The following is a 17,496-nucleotide window of genomic DNA, read 5'->3' on the forward strand; positions in this document are numbered from 1 at the left end:
TCCGCTCAAAATCCCCGAAAACGCCGAAAAACGAAGGCACAAAGCGGCGAAATAACGCCAATCCAGGCCGGCCATGCCCCAATCCGATCAATCCATCAGGTTGATGGAGGTGCCCAACTCTCTTGCAGTGAACGTTGCGGTTCGATACCGTCCTGCCTACTTAGGGTTTCTTCGCCCGGTTGCATCACGCACGCTTGGCCTGCCTCGGCAACGGTTCGTAGGGGCCCGTCATCTTTACGGGCTTCAGGGGGCTGTGTGGAAATTACCGAATCGCTCGGTCATGGGCTGATCTACTTTTTCACCAAAATTCCGCTCATTGGCGATGCGATGGCGGCGTTTCTGGCAATCGTGCTGATCGGAACTGCCTTAGCAATAGCTTACCGATACAAACGCCAATATCACGCTCCCCTCGCTGAGGCGATCGAAGCCCGCGTCCGCCTGCTTGATGAGATAACCGGCGGCAGTACCGCGGATGTCGACCAGGCGCGCCTCGAGTTCGCGCGCCGCTTCAATGATATCGACGCCCAGATGATGGAGGCGAATGACGCTGAGGCGCTGCCGCTCCGCAGAACCTGGGAAGAATATCGCGAAACGATCGTCGATCCCTCGGCCGATGTTCTTCAGAACTCCGCTCGTCCCGAACACTTCTTCGTCAATCTTGGCGACCGTCATCGCGGGCTGAACTGGTTTGCTAACATCTTTATCGCCATCGGCCTGTTGATCACCTTCCTGGGCATCATCGCAGCTCTCTCGACACTCGACTTCAGCGGCGGGGTCGATGCGATGCAGGAGCGGCTCAATGATCTCATGAAGGTAGCGGGAGCGAAGTTCTGGGCCTCTGTGGGGGGCATCGTGGCTTCCATCGTCCTTCGATCCTATGACTACCTCTTTGGCAAGCGCATCAATGATGGGCTGTCCATGCTGTGTGACAAACTCGAGCACGGAATGGCCTATCTGCCGCCGCAACGGATCGCGAGCGATCAGCTGGCACAGCTCAAAGAGCAAACTCCGGCACTCCGCACCTTTTCCGAACAGCTTGCCGCCGCCCTCGACGGGGCCTTGGAAAAGCAGATGGCGCCCATGATCACACATCTCGGGTCGATCCAGCAGGGCATCGACAAGATCAGCGGAGGCGGGGGTGAAGCCGTCCGCGACGCGATCGCTTCAAGTGCAGGTGCCGAGATGGCCGGCCTCGCAGATGCCATTGGCGCAATGACCGTCTCGATGGCCACGATGTCCGAACGTATCGAAAAACAGACCGGCGAAGCTGACCGCCAGATCGAAGAGGCTGTCAGGCGCTTTGGCCAGGCGTCGGAAGAGATGCGGTCGGCATTTGGCGAGCTCAACCGCAACTTTGGCGTAGTCGCGGACCGCATGCGCGAAGAAAACGAGCAGGCCAGTGAGCTTGCCAGACAGCGGATGGACGAATTGCTGAGCAGCCTTGGCAATACGCTCGACGATATGAAATCCGGACTCGCCTCGGCGGCCAGTCAGATGGGTGAAGCCTCGGCACGCGCGGCGAATGACGCGGCCCGGATCGGCCAGGAAGCAATGGAAAAGTCCTTCTCGGAGTTCGTTGAACGGTTCAACCAGACCGGCGGCCCGCTGGTAGGCAGCATGAAAGACGCGGGCGATGCCATTTCCACGTCTGCGGAACGTCTCTCGACCGCACAAAGTGCTATCGGAGATCACGCGCGAGCGATCGAGCAAGTCGCCGCTCGCTCGAGCGATCTGGCGACGGCGTTCGGAACGGTGGCCAACGACGTTGAGGCGGCAACCGCGCCTGTACGCCAGTCGGCAGTCTCGATAGCCGAAGCAGTCAAATCGGTTGAGACCATCGTTTCCCGAAATGCGCAGTCATCCGAGAGCGCTCGTGACGAAATGCGCCAGCTTGCGGCAGCGCTAAGCGAGACCGCGAGTGCGGCCTCCTCCGCATGGTCGGAATATCGTGCTCGCTTCGAGGATGTGGACCGCGCTCTTGGTGACGCAATCGAGAAGATCTCGGATGCTGCCGGCAATCATGCGTCGAACCTCAACGAACGGGTTGGCCAGATCGACAAGGCTCTGGGCGATGGTGTGGCGCAGCTCGCCGGCGCACTCGAACCGCTCACGACCCTGCGGGACACCGTCGAGGAACTTGCCGGCATCCTTGCAAACCAGAACAGGGAAGCCGCTGAATAATGGAAGGCGTGGTTCGCCGGAAGCCACCTGAAGAGGGCGAAAGCTATTTCATGTCCATGACGGACATGATGGTCGGCCTGCTTCTTATTTTCATAATCCTGTTAGCCTACTTTGCCCTCAATCTGCAGACCAAGACCGAAGAGCTGACCGGCGCAAACAGGACCCGCGCCGAGATCCTCAACGATCTGCAGCAGTCCTTGAAAGACCGAGGGCTCCAGGTGGAAATCGACACCAAGACCGGAGTTCTGAGGCTCCCCGACGATGTCCTGTTCGACAAAGGTCAATGGGAACTGACGGAAAGGGGGCAGGCCGCCATCAGCAAAGTCGCCAGCGCCATGGTCGAGGTCCTGCCGTGCTATACCGCCTCCGATCTTTGCGAAGGCGAACGCTCGCCGCATTTGATCGATGCTGTCTTTGTCGAGGGGCACACGGACTCCGACGTCATGTCTGGTGGCATGAACAACTATGGACTTTCGGTGCGCCGGGCAGAGACGACCTTCACCATGCTCCAGCGCAACCAACCGGCCCTGCGCGGTTTTCTGAATAGACCGGCGGGAGAAGACGGCTCGGCACCGATCCTAAGTCTGAGCGGCTACGGTCCCGACCGTCCCGTCGATCGTGGAGACTCCGAAGAAGCCAAGAAGCGTAATCGTCGGATCGACTTGCGCTTCCTGATGACCACCCCAAGCGCTGGCCTCGACCGCGACATTTTGAGGCAGGAGCAATGAGTTCGCTGCGGTCTGCAATCGCGAGAATGGAGGCCCTGGCATCGGCTGGACTGGCTAAACCTCCGACGACACAGCCTGAGTTGCAGCGACAATTGGCAAAGCTCGATGCATGTGTGGGCGAAGCAGAGCCCGTCATTGAGCTTAAGCCATTCCTGCGAGGCGTGGCCGATACGGGTGCAAACGGCTTACCGCGGTTTCAGCTCAACAGAGTCCTGCGCGGCGCATGGTGTGACCCGGAATTCGATGATTTGGGCGTGGCGGCGCTCGAACGGGCCGACGTCGATCATCGGCGCAGTTCCGACCAGGCCGTAATCGATGGCTACCTTACCTATTTCCCGACAGGCCGCTCGATCATGCCGATGCTTGCAGAAGCTGCCTCCCGGGCTGCCGGTCGGCATGACTGGGCGTGGCGCGAGCGTGGAGCACGGTGGGATCTGTTCAAGCCCCAGATGGGACCAGCCAAAGTGGCACGCGATTTTGTTGCGCGCGATGCTGATGGCATTTCCTTCTTGATGCGCGAGACTGGCCTTGGCGCAAACCTTGCGGCGAGCGGGTTTGGTCAGGCAACTTTCGCCGAGACCTGCAAAGCAACCGCAGAGCTTCAGCCTGCAGAAGCAGTCGTTCCGCAGCGCAGTATCCTGCGTATGTTTGATACAGAAGCGCAGGCAGGACAGTTGGAACTGGTTGTCCGTGCCCTGCTCGAGCCCTGGATCAGGACCAAACCCGAACCCGAGCATCGAAAGGCAGTTTCCGAGTTTCTGCTCGATCAGGTGGGTGATCCGCGTCTCCAGCGTACCCGGTGGGACAGGATCGTGCGATCGCTCGCTGAATCGATCGGTGAAGAACGTGCGCGCGAGGTCACTCAGGTGTTCAAGCGCTGGCTTACCGAAGTCGCCATGCGCGAGTTTTTCCGCGCCATCGCGAAGACCACGGATCGGCCTGATCAGTGGAAGCAACGTGAAGCGTTTTGGATTGCATACCTCGATGAAGGATTGGTCACCGACGCATGGCCCGCGCTGGGATCACGCGCGAAATACCAAATCGATTCTTTAATCCGCCAGAGTGGCGAACGACCAGAATACGGTCAAATTCGAGGAGGTCCCTCCCAATCTTCGTCCATCATCATGCAGATAGGCGACCTGCGCATATCGGAATGGAGCGATAACGGATCCTGCCGCTTCTGGAGTGACACCGATCCCGGAGCACCGAAACTCTACGCAAAGGTCTACGACGGTGGGAAGCTGCGAACCACCAGCGGACGGACGGATTTCGAGTATGAGTCTCATGTCCCTGCGAGTCCTGGGTGGGAAGGCAAGTTCGCCGGTATCATCCATCGCCGGACATCAATCGCGCATCCCCGTTTCGGGAGAGGCCGGGGCCGCAACTGGAATGATCGATGGTAACGACCAAGTTCATTGCCACACAGAACGAGGGCGGCGGTGAGACGATTGCGCTTCTCTGCGAGCAGCCAGGCGGGCTTTTTCGGCGAGCATCAAGCGAAATTGTGCCGGTCTCAGAGTGGCCTAGAGTAGCCCCCGAAGCTGGGCAGGCCGCTCTGGCGCTGGCTCGAGCTCTCGATGATGATAGTCAGATCAGCGAAGAGGCGGAGGGCATTATCCTTCCACCGCAGATCGTTGCACGGCTCGATGAGGCCGACGCATTCGCCCTCGGTCTTCCGCCGGCCACGTCGATGACCCTTCAGCTTAACTCGGGAGGTTCGCTCGCTGAAGGAACAATCAAAGTCGATACGAAATGGGTCCGCCGCGGTGGCCTGCCAGTTCGAGCCGACATCGCGGGCGCACGTCTGCGAGAAGGCGGGCGTGTCGGACGAATTCCCGAGCCGATTTACTCGGCCTTTCAGTCCGCACTTGCAGTCAACGCGGCTGATGATCCCGATCAGCGCCGCGCAGCCTTTGCCGAGCTTCGTTCGACGCTCGGAGATGACATCGGCGCCGGCATCGAGGCGGATGGCTTTCTCGAGCGTGTCCGGATTGCCTATGCCGCCAATTTTTCACTCAACGCAAAGACCGACCATGGACGTTTCGACTTCGACCCCGTCCTCTTCTCGAGAAACGTAAGCGAGAGCGCTGAGGGTGACCTGGTCGACGAAGAAGAAGCGTCGCTGCTTACCCCGCAGGACAATCAGCATTTTCAGCGCCGGTTCCGGGGTCAGGACGGCGGGCGCCGAAGCTATCTGCTTTCCGACGGAACGCTCCTTTTTCTTGACCCGATGCTGGGCAAAGCCCTCGACATCGTGCGCGCAAAGCAGGTGGGCACCTCCCAGGAAAAGCGCGAATTCCTGCGTTCGCCGCAACGTATCCTGCGTGAAGAGCTCAAGCTTGACGCGGCAGATGATGACGAGGCAGCTGATCGTCTCTTCATCGAGACACAGCAGTTTTCCGAGCGGGTCAGCGGGATCGAGGTCTGGCAAAAGCCGGTCCTACCCTGGATCAAACCCAAGCCGAACAGCTGGCTGCCCGAAGGGTTTGGATTGCGGATCGGGGATCCGCCTGACGCGCGTCATGTCGAGTTGGGTCCAGGTGAAGCTGAAACGATCGCAAGCGAAGTCGAGACAGCGATTGACACAGGCCAGGAAACGATCGCCTGGCGCGACGAAAGCATCCCTGCGACGCCTGCAACCCTGCAGGCCGCGCGAGCAATTGCAGACCTCGAACGTGAGATCGCTGATGAGATCGAGGGACGCGCCTCGGACAGAACCGAACGCGAGAGCGTCGATATTTTCTTCCTTCAGGTCGGAGAGAATTTTGAGCAGTTGGACTATGCGCGGCTGCCTCGTCCCGACGCCGAAGTGCAGGATTTCGATGCTCCCGGGCTCCCCAAAGGACTGAGATCAGAACCCAAGCCTCACCAGGTGGAGGCGTTCGCATGGTTTGCCGAGGCCTGGGAGCGCCGGATGCCGGGCGTCTTGCTCGCCGACGATATGGGGCTCGGAAAGACCTTCCAGGCGCTTATGTTCCTGCTGTGGCTGCGCAGTAGAACGCCTCATCAGAAGCCCGTCTTGATTGTCGCGCCCACAGGTCTTCTGCGAAATTGGCAAGCCGAGCTTTCGCAGCACATCGAAGCAGATCTCATGGGGCCTGTTGTCGAGGCGTTCGGCTCCAACCTGCGCAATTTCCGTCTCGAGGCTGGGAGCGACATTCGCGGGGGAACCTCGCGTCTCGACGTGTCGGAATGGAATGACGCCGGAATCGTCCTCACGACTTACGAAACAATGCGCGATTATCACATGAGCTTCGCGCGCATTCCGTTCGCTGCAATCGTCTACGATGAAATCCAGAAGCTCAAGAATCCTGCCAGCCAGATGACACGCGCCGCAAAGGCGCTGAACGGCACAATCCAGATCGCCATGACGGGCACACCGGTTGAGAACCGGCTGCAGGACCTGTGGTCGATTGCCGATACGGTCTATCCCGGTTTCCTTGGCTCGAGCCGGGAATTCGAGAGCAGTTTCCCGGCGAACGATCTCGAGCGCCTTGGCGATCTCCAGCACCGTCTGATCGAGCGCGACAAAGAACTTCCGCCTTTCATGCTGCGTCGGATGAAGGACGAAATCCTGACCGGGCTGCCGGAGAAGAAGGCCCGCAAATATCCTGTCGAGATGCCGGCCGCGCAAGCGCAGGCCTACGACCTCGTGCTGGCCAGAGCGCGAGCGCTACGGGAAAGCGGCGAACAGGGTGCGATGCTCAAAGTGCTGCATATGTTGCGCGGTACATCGCTCCACCCGTCACTGCCGCGTGGAATTTCGAACATCGACGAGTACATCGGGCAATCTGCACGGCTGAAGAAGACCTTCGAAATCCTTGAGGAGGTCAAGCAGCGCGGCGAAAAGGCTCTGCTATTCTGCGAAGACCTCGAGATGCAGGCCTTCCTCGCGATGGCAATTCAGGAGCGCTTCGCGCTCGCGCGCCGCCCGATGTGCATCAGTGGGAAGGTTGCGGGCCATAAGCGCCAAGAGATGGTCACTGTCTTTCAGAGTTCGCCGGCCTCATTCGACGTTCTCATCCTGTCGCCCAAGGCTGGCGGCGTGGGGCTCACGATCACCGCTGCAAACAATGTGATCCATCTGTCCCGCTGGTGGAATCCGGCCGTTGAAGATCAGGCGACGGACCGCGCCTACCGGATCGGTCAGACCAGGCCAGTGACAGTTCACATTCCGATGGCTGTCCATCCGGACGAAGCGATCGGACCTTCAAGCTTCGACCAGCGTCTCGATGCCCTCATGGAGCGCAAGCGCTCGCTGAGCCGGGGTCTGCTCATGCCGCCGGAGAGCGATCGCGATGTAGAAGACCTGCTTTCCGATGTGCTCGACGGGTGCCCTGCAGAGAACCGTGATCGAAGTAGCGCGTATGCCGCCGCAGGGCAGGTGGACAAGGATATTCAGGACACCGATTACAGCGCCAGTATTCGACAAGCAGAACCGCCTGCCCCTCCAGTCGCACAGCCGGAAATCGAAGAGCCGACGGGAGACGAGGAGAGTGCTCGCTCCCGCGGACCCGCGAGCGACAACACAGCGAGTTCCGCAAACCTTGATCCGGCTGCGGAGCACGCGGCAGAACTAGGATTAGAAGAAGCGGCGCGCTCGCAGTCTCACTCTGATCCTGGCGAGACAGCATCGAGTAATGCCGAGCGCAAAAACCGGCGCCCCATTCTCTCCGTACGTACTCCCGTCGAGGCGGCTGAAGCGCGCGTTCCTTTCGTTCAGCGGGTCGTGTTTGAACAATATGGACAACGCGACTGGACGATTTTCGAGCAGTACGCGCGCGACGCGCGAATTGAACGGCTCGAAATCCAGGACCCCTATTGTTGCGCTGACGAACAAGCTCGCGGGCGCCTCATCAATTTCATCGGTCGCTTTGAACAGCTCGCATCGGAAATCGCGGCCGTGCAAATCGTGACATTCGACGCCGATTCCGTGCAGACTCGTGACCCTGAAAGCACGCGTGACCAGCGCCAGGACCTTGAAGATCGGTGGAACCGTATGCTGGCCTCGGTTCCCCTCCACCTCGCACAGAAGTCACGTCGGTCGGGCGGCGACCTGCACGATCGTTTCGTGAGGGCTAAACTGGAGAATGGCGATACCGTCATCTGGGATCTTGGACGGGGTATCGACGGCGTCATGAACGCGCGCTGGTCTTGCGTTGTGAATGCTTTTTACGAGGGCTCGATTTCGACCTCTCGGGCAATGCACTGAAAAACGGGAGCTTCATCATTGATTATGAAGTAACGTTCACAGATGTTGCGGTAAGTGAGGGTGTTGTCTGGCATCCGTGATTGCGAGAGGGTGCCGGGGGTGAGTGCGGGGATGGAAGGACGCGATTTCAAATCTGAAATCGACGCGGCGCAAAACGACCCGGTTCGGCTGCGCAAGATTGCCGATGACATTCACGCTTGCGGCGGCTCGCGTATCTTGATGATCCGCGCGATCCAGCTGGCCCGGGCAGCAGATAGCGGACCGCATCCTTTGGGTAAGACTTGCGGGGATCTTGGTTTACCTCGCCCGACTGGCCTCCCGCTTTATCGCTACAAGCTCGCACCGGGAATTTTTCAGCGGATCGAAGCGAAGCTTGCTGCCAATCTCGCATCGGATTTGCTGCGGCCGTCGTTAGCTCCAGCTTTCGTTATGTGGGCGGCAGACTGGTTTCGGCGCTCCTATCAGGGCGGCATGCAGCGCTGGGCCGATATCGAAGCGGTTTTGGGCCTCCAACTCCCACAATCGGAATGGCGGGCACTTGCAGACCGCGGTTTCGATGCCTGGGGCGTTGATCCTCTTATTACGGCGCACGGAAATCAGCGTCTCTCCAATCTCGCGCGGCATGGGGGCTTTCCTGCAGCAGCAATCGCAGGCGGTGCGAGCTGGCCGCGTCGCTTCCTAGAGCGGGCAGTCGGTGAGCTGCTCGGGGCAGATATTCAGGACATCGCTACCGCTGTCTCGATCTGCGAACGCAACGAATATTTGCTTCCCTCAATCTGGCGCAGCCCGGAAATGCACGCAATCTGCGGGGAACTTGCCCTCAAGATCGTCGAGCTTCGTGCATTTATCGACAAGGAAGTGCCAGTTGACGGTCGCCCTTATTCTGCCCGGCTGGACCACGCTTACGAAGACTGGCGCGATGAACTGCCCATGACGCTCGACGGGGCTGCGGCGGGCCTCATTGATACGCTCCTTGAAGCCAGAAAGCTGACGGGAACAGGTAGCATCCGGGTCGGACGATTGATGCGTTCGCAGGACGGTGAATGGCGCGAAAGTCTGGATTTCCATCTCGAAGGTCGCTGGGACGACAAGGATCGTGTGCTGTCCGCAGGTGAATATGTCCGGGTGTTTCTTCAGCCCTCGGGCGCCTTGGCGGACCGTATCTCCGGTCGGCTCGCTTACCTTGAGGCTGAAGCGGGGAATAGCTGGATCGCGCGCGCTATGCGCAGCGAAGCTGCGATCGATTTTCCCTTGGACCTCTCCGTCACCGCCGAATTCCATGCGCGCGGCGAAAGACTCGCCCAAAGCTTTATTCTGCCGGGCGGCAAAACGGTTGGACATGGACTGCGGATATTCGAGCGGCGGACCGGAGACACGGAGCTAGTCGCGTTTTCCCTAATCGGTCAGGGGTCGGGTGGTTATCGCGCCGAACCAGTCTTTGTCGATGTTCCGCAGGATTGGGTGCTTCGCGGCAAGGACAACAATACAGAGATCGAAGCCGAAGACTTTGCCTTTGCACCTGGTCGTTCGCTCTACCGATGTGCTGGCCAGATCATCGCAGAGAAGCCCAATGGCGACGCATTTCTGGTGCGGACGGGGCAAAGTGCAGATCGTAAGGATCGCCTGACCATGGTGGCCCAAGAGGCGACCGGTGTGCAGGCACCCGGCGGCGAACGGTTGATCAAACATCCGCTGCATGCAGAAGTCGAAGACGGGGTTTCCCGGCGCACGGCAACGCGTGGAGAGGTCGGCTGGCGGTTTGCAGGGGAAAGCACTTGGCGCGATGATCTTGTCAACGCGGGCCCCGGACATTGCGAGTTCGCCTGGCTCGATGGAACGACCAAGCATGTTCGGGACCGGACAAGTGCACTGGTTCTGCCGGCTGAATTTGCACTCAGCCAGCGGATCAATGCGGCCCATGCGGACATCGCTTTGGAAGGTTGGACCGGAGAAGCGGTGCTCAGCGATGAAACGCCGACTGCGGACCATCGCTGGCGGGTGCGGATCGATCCGCCCCGTCGCGCGCTGCTCGGCTTGCGCCTCACCCCCGAACATGGCTCTACCTTCGACCTCAATGTGCCATTGCGATCGAAAGAATGGCTGACCACCTGGGATGGTGAACTTCTCAGGCGCGATGCTGTCCTAGGCCTCGCCGATCTTCGTGACACCGTTGCCCGCGCGCCAGGCCGTGCGATGCTGATGGGCGAAGTTGCCCATCACGCTGGAGCGTCGCTTGAGGCGAGTTGGAAGGTCGATGTCGAACTGGGCCTGTCGGCTCTGCGCAACGATATTGCCGCCTTGATGCGGCCGCTCGGCATCGATGCCCAGGTCCGGCTCGACTTTCACAACGGCAGCAATGACAACTGGTACGTCACGGAATTCGGCAATTCTCTTGAGTGGGAACCTTCGGGAGGGCTGCGTCCGAAAACGGCCATTGTCGGCGAAGATGTCCGCGTTGGCGGCCGCTTTCTTGGAGCTCCCGAGAAAGAGGTGGATTTCGGTCCGTTTGACGGATTGCTTGGCGGCCTCGGAGGGCAAATGATTCAATTGCCACGATTGCGCGGTCCATGGCTCGTCTATCTGCGCGAAGGTGCTCGCGTCCTCACGAGGCCGAAGTTTATCGAAGGCGATCCGGTTCAAGACGTTCCGCAACACAGGCTCGGCCGGGCAATGGCACAGCCTCTTTTGCAAGCCCGCGAGGACCTCGTGAGGCTGGCGGAGGAACTCGCTGCCGAGCTCATGTCTCCCGAAGCGAACCAGACAATTCGTGCGGTCATGGACTTGGCGCAGTCACTCAATGGCTTGCCTCCGCAAACCTTCGAAATCTTCAGCAAGTTTGAGATTGCCGGTCCGCTTGCGCCGCTCCTTCTTTATCGCTGCGAGGAGCAACACCTCTCGACGATCCTCGAGCTGTTTGATGGCCTATGCTCAAGCTGGTCTCTTTTGCCGATCAAGGCCTGGGACACTGCCTTTCAGGCTCAAGGTAACTATCTGGTCAGCCGGCTCGATGACCCTCAGTGGGCGTTGGCAAACATCACGGAACGTCAGAACGAAATCGCGGCGCGTGCGCCGCAGCTTGCGCCACTCATTTGCCGGGACTTCTCACCGTTGAGCTGGGAAGAGCTTCGCAACCACTTCACGAGCCATACAAGCGAGGGCATCAATATGGATGCCGGCGGCTTCAACCCTTTTCGGCCTGCTTACAGCGAGCTACTGCCAAGAGAGAACTTCGTCGAAGCGCTGATGCGGGTCTTCGATGCTCCTTTCGCCGCTGCTCTGTCCGCTAGCGGACGTGCTTCTCTCGAGAAGGAGCAAGTCCTGACCGTCAAAGACGTCGAACGACGTCACCCCGACTACTTTGCCAAAGCCTTTGGCTATGCCCTTTCGGAGCTCAAGAATGGCCGCCAGTGATCCCCTCCCTATATCCCGATTGTCGCCGATGGAGGTGCACCAGCGGCTGAGGACTGGCCTCGCCGAAGCGGTGGTCTCGCGCGCGGGTATCCGGCACGAAGGGCTCAACGCTTTTCTCCGGAGCACTCTTGCCGGTACGGACCCAGCAAACGGTAGCCTCCTTTCCGAACAGCTTTTTCAGGCTGCTCCCGGCTATGTATCGTCAGAAAAAGGTCCCGACCAACTTCAAGCGCTGCTGCATCAGCGCACAATCGATGCGATCACCCAAACGTCGGATACTGATCTACGCTTCGATTACCCTGCCTACGCGCACCAGCTGGCGACGTGGGAACTGCTCAGCACGAAAGAGCCGCAATCGGTTCTGGTTTCGAGCGGCACGGGGTCGGGCAAGACCGAATGCTTCCTGGTTCCGATGCTCGATGATCTGGTCCGGGAGACCGAAGAGCAAGGTCCTCTGACAGGGGTTCGGGCCTTGATGCTCTACCCTCTCAATGCTCTTATCGCGAGCCAGGAGAAGCGCCTTACAGCCTGGACCAAGCCGCTTCGCGGCGATGTCCGCTTTGCCCTCTACAATGGATTGATGGGAACGGCGCGGAAGTCCAATCGCGACAAGGCCGAGCACGAGATACCGCATCAGGTTCTTTACCGCGAAACCCTCCGAGCCAACCCACCACCGATCCTCGTTACCAACCAGACGATGCTCGAATACATGACGATCCGGCGCGAGGATCGTCCGATCCTCGACGCATCAAAAGGCAAACTGCGCTGGATCGTTATCGACGAAGCGCACAGTTACATCGGCTCTGCAGCGGCGGAGCTCTCGCTCCTGCTTCGCAGGGTAATGAACGCATTCGATGTGACGCCGGATCAGGTCCGCTTCGTTGCGACGTCGGCGACCATCGGCTCTGCTGACGACCAGAAGGCCCGCGACGACCTTCAGAGATTCCTTGCCGACATTGCTGGCGTTCCGCTTGAGCGGGCGCATGTCGTTGTGGGAAAGCCTCAGCCGGTCGATCTTTCGAAAGTCCTGACAGCGTCCGATGATCCGGCAGCATCGTCGGTTGCCGAGAGGCTGGAAGGCGAGCCCCAGACCCTGGCTTCGCTTAAATCGCTCTCGCCGGACGCCGAAAGGATTTTGCTCGATCTGTCGGCCCATAATGCCAGCGAAGCGAAGCCTGTCCTGCCGATGCGAGCGCACAGCTTCACGCGGGCAATTGCCGGGCTCTGGACCTGCATCAATGTCGACTGCCCGGGCGAGATGCGGCCCAAGGATTGGCCATTTGGCGCTGTGCTCTTCGACCATCGGGACCAATGCCCCCATTGCCAGTCGATGGTGTTCGAAATTCAGAACTGCCTCGATTGTGGTGAGCCCTTCCTCCCGGCCGATGACATGGGCGACAGGATCGTACCGCGGCGGAGTGATCATGATGCAGATGAGTTTCGCGAAGATAGCTATCGTGATCGTGATCATGATGATGACGATGAAGAAGATGAGCATGAGGGGATCGGCCATCCACGGCTGATTGCCATCAACCCGAAATCCGAAGCGACGGCGACCGCTTTCGATGTATCCAGTGGCGAGTTCACTGGCGAGGCGGGGCATTTTCATCTGACCCAGCTCGACGAGGGACGTTGCCCGGCCTGTCTCGGAAACAAGCGGCGCGGGCGACCGGCCGTCTTTCCATTTCGCTTTGGTACACCATTCCTCACCCAGAATGCGGCACCGATCCTCCTTGAGGGTGTGTCGCCACATCAGGCGGAGCACGCCCTGCCGTTCGATGGCCGTCAGCTGATCAGCTTTTCGGACAGCAGGCAAGGAACAGCTCGCTTTGCCGCCAATATTGAAACCAACGGAGAGCGGGCCTTTGTCCGCGGCTTTATCTATCATGCCGTTCAGAAGGCTGCCCAGGGTACCGACCTGACCGAAGAGCGCAGGGAAGAGCTGCTTAAAAAGAAAGCTGCTCTAGCGAACCTCGTGGCAGACATGCCTGCGTTCAAGGATGATATCGCCAAGATTGACGCGGAGCTCGCGGGTGGCGCGGCAACCGGAATATCCTGGAAGGACCTCGTATCCGGGCTCGCTTCTGAGCCGGCGATTGGCATGATGGCCAAGGTCTGGGACCTCGATCGCAGCGAACGGTTTCACGATAACAAGGAAGCCCTGGCCCGCTTTATGCTGTTGCGCGAGCTTGCCCGCCGTCCGCGCAACGCCAATGCGATGGAGACGCTTGGCCTGGCACGGCTCCGCTTCCCGGACATCGAGCGGATCGGTCCCGATAAATTACCCGACCTTGTTGGCCAGAAGGGCTATTCGATCGAAGATTGGCGGGGCTTCCTCTACTACATGGTCGACTATCTTCGCGGCCAGTTTGCCCTTGAAGTGGACGATGGTGATGCGCGTTGGATGCCTGGGCGCGCGCGGCCTCGCAATGTGATCGGGCCCGACCAGCCCCCTGGCGCCAAGCGTGATGTCTCCTGGCCATTGGTCAATACCAAAGGACGTCAGCCCGACTCCATTCTTCTCTTGGCGTCAGCCCTGAACCTTGACTTTACGTCTCAGCGCGACCGCCATGAAATCAATCAGGTCATGCATGTTGCCTGGAATCAGCTCGCTCCTCTTCTGTCGGGTGTTGGTGGGACATTCAGCCTGCGATTGGAGAAATCCGCCGAGGTCGAAGCGGTTGGCAAGGCTTGGCAGTGCCCCTTGACCCGGCGTGTCCTGCCCCGCCTGGTCTTTGGCAGGTCACCCAATCTGGTCAGTGCTGGAAAGATGTTCGCCAATAAGCCGGCGCGTGAAATTGAGTTTCCGCGTCTCCCAAGGACAAGGCCTCTTGCGGTGGATGGCCAAAAGGAAATCGCAGCCTGGCTCCAGACCAACGAAGAAGTCGCGGCCCTTCGCGAGGGTGGCATCTGGATGAACTGGCACGATCAGGCCGCGCTCGCCACGCCCTACCTGCGAGCCGAGGAACACAGTGCCCAGCAGCCCCCGCACCGACTGCGGGAGTTCGAGGAGCAGTTCAAGGAAGGCGATATCAACCTGCTCGCCTGCTCGACCACCATGGAAATGGGTGTCGACATCGGTTCGATCGAAGCCGTACTGATGACCAACGTCCCACCCTCGATCGCCAACTACAATCAGCGGGCCGGTCGGGCAGGCCGCCGCGGACAAGGCTTCTCGACAAGTCTCACAATTGCCCGCAATACACCTCTCGATCTCGAAACGTTTGCCGATCCTGCGGGCTATTTGCGCCGCAAACTCGCATCGCCGCGCGTGTCGCTTGATTCAGATCGGATCGCGCAACGTCACGCGAACGCCTATCTTCTCGCTCAATGGTTTCGCGAGGTTGAGGGGGAGTTTGCCCGGACCAGGACCGGGGATTTTTTCGGCTGTCGTGCTGACCTTCGTCCTTTCGAAGGTCTCGCTCCCGTGGACGCCTTTTGCGAATGGCTCGATCTACCAACAACGGCATCCGCAACCGAAGAAGGTCTGCTGCGGCTCCTCAGGGGAACTGGTCTCGAATACGACAGCGAGATCCGGGGGCATACGGCGGAGATGTTTGGGCGGGAAGCTGCGAATTTCCGTCGTACATGGCAGCGTCTAAAGGAAGACTCGGACGCGCTCGAAGGGCCGGCAAAGAAGGCGATCGAGTTTCAGGCACGGCGCTTGTGCAAGGAGTTCCTCTTGAAGGAGCTGGCCAATCGCTCGCTTATTCCTGGAAGCGGTTTTCCGACATCAGTTGTCCCGTTTGATACCCTCTGTGCCGAGACCCAGAAGGCGCAGGACCGCAATCGTTCGGAAGAGGAAGGTGCGCGTGATCGGCGCTATGAATGCCCGACGCGCAACGCCGACATCGCCATTCGAGAGTATGCCCCGGGGGCAGAGGTAGTGGTTGACGGGCTGGTTTGGAAATCGGCCGGGGTCACCCTCAATTGGTTGAGCCCAATCGACAGTGGCCAACGTGAGCCGCAGAACCTTCGTTGGGCCTGGTGGTGCGACCATTGTGGCGGGGCTAGCAGCGACCACCAGATGCCAGACCAGTGTGCCCATTGCGGCGAGCGCAGCATTACCATTGAACAGTTTCTTGAACCGGCCGGGTTCCGCGTCGACTGGAATGCTCAACCGCATGCCGACACCGATCAGGCTGTCTACATCGAACCCAAGTCTCCGAAGGTCAGTGCTGGTGATGCCCTGTGGCAACCCATGCTGCAGCCTGAAACCGGTCGGATCCGTGCTTCACATGAAGGCTACATCTACCATCATTCGCGTGGACCCAACGACCAGGGTTACGAGATTTGCCTGGAATGTGGGCGCGCCGGGGATGCCGGGACAGACGCTCTCAAAGACCATTGGCCACTCACGCCGAGGGATCGAAGGGCGATAGACCGCTGTCCGGGCAATGATGAAGGTTATGCGATCACGAGCGCTCTTGCGCTGGGCCATGAAGTTCTAACCGATGTCGTAGAGCTGCAATTGCCTGGATTGGAAAGTGACGGCGCAGCCTGGGCGCTTGGCGCAGCCTTGCGGGAGAGTCTTGCGCGCTGGCTTGGCATTGAGCCGCGCGAGCTTGGAATTTCTGTGGCAGCTCGAGACGGCAAGCTCGGTCGCAGAGTGCCGTCGGTCTATATCTTCGATGAGGCATCTGGAGGTGCCGGATACGCTCCGAGACTTCTCGACGACATCTATCATGTATTCGAGCGAGCGGCCCGCGTCCTCGATTGTCCCAAGGAATGCGAGATGGGGTGTTCGGCCTGCGTCCTCGCTGCCGATCTCTACAAGCAGCAGGGACGTCTCGACCGGCGGTCTGCTCTCCTCGCGGTCCAAGCGTTTCTTGAGACGAATGCTGAACTGCCGCAGGAAGATCGTGCGGTCCCCGATGCCAGGGCAATTAATGACGCGGCAAACACACTCCTTTTGAGAGCGCGAAGCGGAGACAGCATTTCGGTCCTGTTGCCCACCGTGTTCGATCTTGCAGAGCTGACTTCGACCAAGATGCGCACCTTCTTTTCTGCCGCCTCGGCCCGCGGCGTTCCGGTGACGCTCGTGCTTGATCCAAGTTCCTTTGATAAGCTCGAAGAGGTCGAACGGCGCTTTTTGCGCGATGCCTCGGTGCGGTTCGAATTCTCTTTGGCCCTGGGCAAAGGAGAAGATGCACCCTTCGGGAGTAAGCGCCTGGCCGAATTGATCTCAACTGATCGCGCCACAGGGTTCTTCTCCCGCGATGTGAATGCAGCGCAGCCGGGGGAGCGCTGGGGCTTGGGTGAGACGCATGCTGTCGTTGCCGGTACTCTCAGCGGCCCCAGCGCCTACAACCCGATCAACCCCGAAGATCTCGAGCGACAGGTTGCGGCTGGTGATCAGGTCGAGCTGATGCAAGGTTTCGGGCAATGCCCGGTTACCCAATTTGGCAAACGCTTTGGATCGAAACTGAAGCAACAGATGGAAGCGGCTGGTGTTTGGAAGCCCGGCAGTCTTGTGCGGATCACTTACACCGACCGTTATCTCAATGCGCCTCTACCCATGCTCCTCTTTCTGCGGACGTGCGAAGCTCTATCCGCTGACCTGCAGGCGGATAGTCCGGTCGAAGTTGATATCCTGGTCCAGCCACTGAAGAAGGATCGGACACCCCATCAGATCTTCCATGACTGGGAGTATGAAGACGACCGAGCGGAAGTTGCCGAGCTATTGGGCGAAAAGTTTGGCCTTGATGTCGAACTTCAGATCACGGAAAATTCGAACCATGGCCGCAAGCTTGAGCTAGAATATGCCGATGGTCAGAAGGTTCTGATCCTGCTCGACCAGGGATTCGGATACTGGCGAATCGCGGGCAGTTCGCCGCGGCATGACTTTCGTGCAGCGCCTGCGGTGCAAGTCGGCGAGCTTATTCGCTCAACCGCTGCCGTCTCTGGTGTGGGAGAGAGCTACTACGCAGTGGCCAGAATATGATACAAGCATACAGAAATTTC

6 protein-coding genes are annotated in these 17,496 nt (G+C 59.5%); all 6 read left to right on the forward strand.

From position 1 onward, the window contains the following. The first annotated feature begins 255 nt into the window (after nt 1-255). Complete coding sequence (gene zorA / locus PP1Y_RS13575) at nt 256-2,181, forward strand: anti-phage ZorAB system protein ZorA (protein WP_013832753.1); 1,926 nt, start codon at nt 256-258, stop codon at nt 2,179-2,181. Next, nucleotides 2,181-2,909, forward strand: coding sequence for an OmpA family protein (locus PP1Y_RS13580; protein ID WP_006832463.1), 729 nt, complete (start codon nt 2,181-2,183; stop codon nt 2,907-2,909). Before zorA ends, PP1Y_RS13580 begins: the two co-directional genes overlap by 1 nt. Further along, nucleotides 2,906-4,312, forward strand: a complete 1,407-nt coding sequence (locus PP1Y_RS13585) for an EH signature domain-containing protein (protein ID WP_173364727.1) — start codon at nt 2,906-2,908, stop codon at nt 4,310-4,312. Before PP1Y_RS13580 ends, PP1Y_RS13585 begins: the two co-directional genes overlap by 4 nt. Beyond that, nucleotides 4,306-8,121: a DEAD/DEAH box helicase gene (locus PP1Y_RS13590; RefSeq protein WP_013832755.1), complete on the forward strand. Its 3,816-nt coding sequence runs from the start codon at nt 4,306-4,308 to the stop codon at nt 8,119-8,121. Before PP1Y_RS13585 ends, PP1Y_RS13590 begins: the two co-directional genes overlap by 7 nt. Nucleotides 8,122-8,232: 111 nt before the next feature. After that, nucleotides 8,233-11,532 carry an STY4851/ECs_5259 family protein gene (locus tag PP1Y_RS13595; protein WP_013832756.1) on the forward strand — a complete coding sequence of 1,100 codons (3,300 nt, stop codon included), beginning with the start codon at nt 8,233-8,235 and terminating at the stop codon, nt 11,530-11,532. Continuing rightward, nucleotides 11,519-17,476: a DEAD/DEAH box helicase gene (locus tag PP1Y_RS13600; RefSeq protein WP_013832757.1), complete on the forward strand. Its 5,958-nt coding sequence runs from the start codon at nt 11,519-11,521 to the stop codon at nt 17,474-17,476. The genes PP1Y_RS13595 and PP1Y_RS13600 overlap by 14 nt, the downstream gene beginning before the upstream one ends. Nucleotides 17,477-17,496 lie beyond the last annotated feature (20 nt).

Origin of the sequence: Novosphingobium sp. PP1Y, from assembly GCF_000253255.1 — a bacterium.
Classification (GTDB): Bacteria; Pseudomonadota; Alphaproteobacteria; order Sphingomonadales; family Sphingomonadaceae; genus Novosphingobium.